The sequence below is a fragment of the Thermanaerothrix sp. genome, assembly GCF_056331585.1.
The window spans coordinates 1-4,730 of record NZ_JBWGPQ010000067.1 but is presented as its reverse complement, the minus strand read 5'-3'; the positions used below and the strand labels follow the sequence as shown (position 1 = coordinate 4,730).

Genomic DNA, 4,730 nt, shown 5'->3' with positions numbered 1-4,730 from the left:
AATCATCGAATGCCCGCCAGGGCATTAAGACAAAAATAGTCCGCTCTTTCTGAGCGGACTAAACAGACTAAGTCATAATCATCGAATGCCCGCCAGGGCGTGTGTACGGAGGTCCCGGCGAACTTCCCCGACCGTCAGAATCAGGGCTGCGTCGTAATTCACGCAGCCCTTGGTTCAGGTACGCTCCACCGTCCTCCGCGCTCTCGGTGGCGGGCTACCGTCCCAGCCGCCGTCCACCAACCCCAAAAGCCTGCCCCGTAGCGCTAACCGAATTCAATCTACACAAAAAAGGAGACCTATGTCCTTTTGCGCCGCGATCAACTGCATGGATGGCCGGGTTCAGCAGCCGGTGATCCGCTTCTTGCAAGCCCGCTTCGGCGTTCCCTTCGTGGATATGATCACCGAGCCGGGGCCTAACGTGATCCTCGCCGACCGCTCCAATGCGTTTAAAGTCCAATCCATCCTGGAACGACTCGCCATCTCGGTTCACAACCACGCCGCGGTGGGTATTGCCATCGTCGGCCATCATGATTGTGCCGGCAACCCCGCCCCGCGCGAGGTCCAAATCGCCCATCTTCACGAAGCCGTTCGCTTCCTCAAAACCCACTACGAGACCCTTCCGATCCTCGCCCTGTGGGTGGATGAAACCTGGACCGTGACCGAAATTCCAGTTTGATCCCTCATTTCACCCGCCCCGAAATAATTAGGATATAATGAATCCTAATTATTTGGTAAAAGGCGGGTACCATGACGTTAGACGTACGACCGATCCGCGAAGTCATCACCCCTCAGTTGGTCATCGAGGGGGCAGGGGTGTTGTTATTGCGGGCATTTGCACCCAGCCGCGCCAATCCCTACGACCCGTTCCTGCTCTTTGACCACTTTGCCTTCAACGATCCGCAGGAAGGCCCGCTCCGCGGCTTTCCCACCCACCCCCACCGTGGGATCGAGACCGTGACTTACATGCTGGAGGGCCAGGTGCGCCACCGCGACAGCCTAGGCAACCTGGGCATCATCGGGCCGGGCGATGTGCAGTGGATGACCAGCGGGCGCGGCATCCTGCACGAAGAAATGCCCACCCGCAGCCCCCAAGGACGCGTGCTCGGCTTTCAACTCTGGGTCAACCTGCCGGCGGTGCTCAAGATGGGCCCGCCGCGCTATCAGGATGTGCCAGCGGCAGCCATTCCCGAGGTCGCCTACGGCGGGGCACGCCTGCGCGTGGTGGCTGGTGCGGTCAACAGCGTGCACAGCCCAGTGCGTGAGATTGCCGCCCAGCCGGTCTATCTGGATGTGTCTCTGCCGGCCGGCCAGGTCTTCGAGTGGGCCACCGACCCCGATCACACCCTGCTGGTGTACCTATTTGAAGGCAAGGGGCACTTTGGATCCGATGCCCAGGGGCAAGCGGTGCAGGTGGCAGCGCCGTGCATGCTGGTGTACGACGCGGGTGACCGCGTGCGCATCACGACGGCCGACGGCGCGCGCTTCATGCTCATCAGTGGGCGCCCCTTCCGCGAACCGATTTACCCCTACGGGCCCTTCGTCATGACCACGCGTGAGGAGATCGAGCAAACCCTGCGTGACCTGCGCAACGGCACGTTTGTCCAACCCCAGGGTGCGTGAATCCGTGGCACAGGAAAAAAAGCCAGAACAGGCACGGTGGATGTCTGTTCTGGCCTTTTTGCTGGCTCAAAGAAGGGCTTTTTGAACCGGGTTCACCCTCAGGGCGTCGGGGTTGGTGTTTCGGTTGGCGGAGGAAGGGTGGGGGATGCCGTGGGGGTGAGCGTGGGCGTGACTGTGGCAGTCGGCGTGGGGGTGGGGGTCGGCGTTGGCGTCGGCACCTGGAGGTTGAGGTGGATGCGCCGCTCGGCGTAGGTATCGCGCTGGCTTTCCACGTAGAGGCGCAGGGTCACCCGCCCCGGCGGCACCGCGTGCAGATCCCAGGTGGCCAGCAGGCGGGGTTGATTTTCGCTGGTGTTGCCGATCGCCAGCGCCGTCCACTCGTCCGGGTCATCGCCCAAGCCGTATTCCAGGCGAAACTCGCGGAACGGTTCCGGAACGGTGACCAGAGCGTAGATTTCCAACGGGCTGGTGGTGATCGTCTGCCCCTCGCTGAGGTTCGAAAAGAGCAGCAGCGGGCGGGGATCACCCGGGCGGCACTCGCGCTCGGGGACGAAGACCAACGGCTCCTTGAAGCCGTATTGCTCGGCCCAGCGCCGCCCCTCGTCGGTCTCACGAATCCACTTGATGGCAAAGGGGTCGGTGACATTGAGCGCCAGCACCTCTTTGATCGAATCGGCGCAAGCCGAGGTGGCACGCAGGCCGGTCCAGGTGTCAATCATCACCTTCTTCCACAGGTCATCCTCTTTGGGCCGGGGCGGCTGATCGAAGGCGAAGTATTCCAGGCGCTGTGAGGGACACCACTCCGAAGGCTCGGCGCCAGAGACTTCGCAAATGATCTTTTCCACAATGCCCGCCGGGCGGATGAACGGCGTGGGGCGGCCGTCGGTCAGTTTTTGGATTGCCGCTTGCATAAACTCGGCCCAGATCGGCGCTGCGCCGGTAAGGCCGGTGGTGTTCTGCATGGGGGTATAGTCGGCATTGCCCACCCATACCCCTACTGCCAGGTCGGGGGTGTAGCCCAAGGTCCAATTATCGCGGAAGTCATTGGTGGTGCCGGTTTTGGCGGCCACCGGGAAGGGCAGGTTGAGCACCGAGTTGGTGCCGAACATCGGCGCGCGCGCCTGGTTATCCGAGAGGATGGAGGAGATGAGGAAGGCGTGTTCCGGGCGCACCACTTGCTCGCCGGCAGGGGGCTGGTACTCATAGACCAGGTTGCCCTTGTAATCCACGATTTTGGTGATCGCCACTGGGGGCACGCGCCGCCCGCCGTTGGCAAAGACGGCGTACGCTGCGGTCAGTTCGAGCAGACTGACATCCCCGCCGCCCAGGGTGAGCGAGAGGCCGTAATCGGGGCGGGTGAGGGTGGTGATGCCCAGGCGCTTGGCAAAGTTGATCAGGCCGTCCGGCTGAGGCGTGTTGGGGTCGTCGTAAATGCCCACAAACTGCAGGGCTTTGACCGCCGGCACGTTGTAGGAATTGGCCAGCGCCACGCGCACCGTCACCGGCCCGTGGAAGCGCCCATCGTAGTTGACCGGGCGATAGGGCTCGCGCGGATCATTAGGGTCGCCTGAGGGCGGAAACTCGCTCGGCACATCCCAGATCAGGGTGGCCGGCGTCCAGCCCTTTTCAAACGCCGCCACGTAGGTCAGCGGCTTGATCGCCGAGCCGGGCTGGCGTGGCGCCAGCGCCATGTTGACCTGGCCGGAGATGGCTTCGTTGTAAAAATCCGCCGAACCCACCATGGCCAGGATTTCACCTGTGGCGGGGCGGATGGCCACCAGTGCGCCGTTGGTCACGTGGCGGTCGGCCAGTTGGGCAATCTGGCGCTTGACCATCTCTTCGGCCTGTTGTTGCAGGTCGGGGTCAAGCGTGGTATAGACGGTGAAGCCGGAGCGGTAGATGGCATCGGCGCCGTATTGGGCTTCGAGTAGGGAGCGCACATAGGTCACCCAATGGGGGAAGCGCATCACATTGGTCGGCGCCTGGAACTGGTAGTTTTCCATCTCCCGCGCCGCCAAGGCGACATCCTCTTGGGTCACGCACACCGGCTGTAAACTGGTGCTGACCTCAATACAGCCTTTTTCCTGGCTCATCTCGTACATCAGGCGTAGCACCTGGTGGAAGCGGTTGAGCGTCACCTCGCGGTTGGTCTCGATATCGTACACCGCCGGTGATTGGGGCAAGCCGGCCAGAAAAGCCGCCTGCGCCAGGGTCAGCTTCTCGGCGGTGGTGTGGAAATAGGTCTCAGCAGCGGCTTCAACCCCATAAGCCAGTTTGCCGTAGTAAATCTCGTTTAGATACAGTTCGAGGATCTCTTCTTTGGAATACTTGCGGGTGATCTCGGCCGCCAGAACGATCTCACGCGCCTTGCGTTCGACCGTGCGTTCGGCGCGTTCATCCGGCGAGAGCAGTAGCGCCCGCGCCAGTTGCTGGGTAATGGTCGAAGCGCCGGAGACCACCTCACCGGTGGTGTAGTTCTGCCACAGGGCGCGCGCGATGGCCCAGGGGTCGAAGCCGGGATGGTTGTAGAATTCCTTGTCTTCAGTGGCCAGGGTGGCGGCGATGAGATAAGGCGAAATCTTCTCCAGCGGGACATAGGTGCGCCGCCCGGCACGGGGATCCAAGATTTCGTAGATCAGGTTGCCGTTGCGGTCAAGGATGCGGGTGGTCTCAAATTGCGACGCGCGGGCTTGCAAATCATCCACGCTGGGCAGGTTGGCGGCGATGGTGAAGTAGCGGTAGATCAGGAATGAGCCGATGGCGATGAGCACAACCACGCCGGCAAAGAGCAGGACGATCAAAGCGCGCAGCAGGCAGCCCAGGGTGCGCTTTCTGCCGTTGCCCGGCGGGGGTGGAGGCTGGGTGGGCGGGTTGCCGGCGGCATTGCGCGTGGGGGAAGGCGCCCCGGCCGGCCGGGAGGGAGCAGCTGCGGCTGAGCGGGCAGGGCGCGCCGGCGTGGAAGGCGGGGTGCCGCTTGGACGTGAGGGCGAGGGGGTGTTCGCCGCAAGACGGGGTTGGCGCGCTGCCGTTTGGGGCGGTCGCGGGGGTGAGGCCGGCCGGCTGACGCGGGTCAGGTTGGGGTCCGGGGTGATGTGCACCTGCTGCGGGGC

Annotated in this window: 3 protein-coding genes; 2 read left to right on the top strand and 1 reads right to left on the bottom strand. The window is 63.1% G+C overall.

The features are described from left to right. The first annotated feature begins 298 nt into the window (after positions 1–298). Together AC01YT_RS13425 and AC01YT_RS13420 are read left to right on the top strand one after the other, a co-directional pair. Positions 299–676 (top strand): carbonic anhydrase, encoded by a 378-nt coding sequence (locus AC01YT_RS13425; protein ID WP_476676233.1) that lies wholly within the window; start codon positions 299–301, stop codon positions 674–676. A 71-nt stretch (positions 677–747) separates the two neighbouring features. After that, positions 748–1,620, top strand: coding sequence for a pirin family protein (locus AC01YT_RS13420; protein WP_476676231.1), 873 nt, complete (start codon positions 748–750; stop codon positions 1,618–1,620). Between the two features lie 98 nt (positions 1,621–1,718). Here AC01YT_RS13420 and AC01YT_RS13415 read toward each other — a convergent pair. Then, positions 1,719–4,730: transglycosylase domain-containing protein (locus AC01YT_RS13415; RefSeq protein ID WP_476676229.1), on the bottom strand; the 3,012-nt coding region annotated here is incomplete at its 5' end.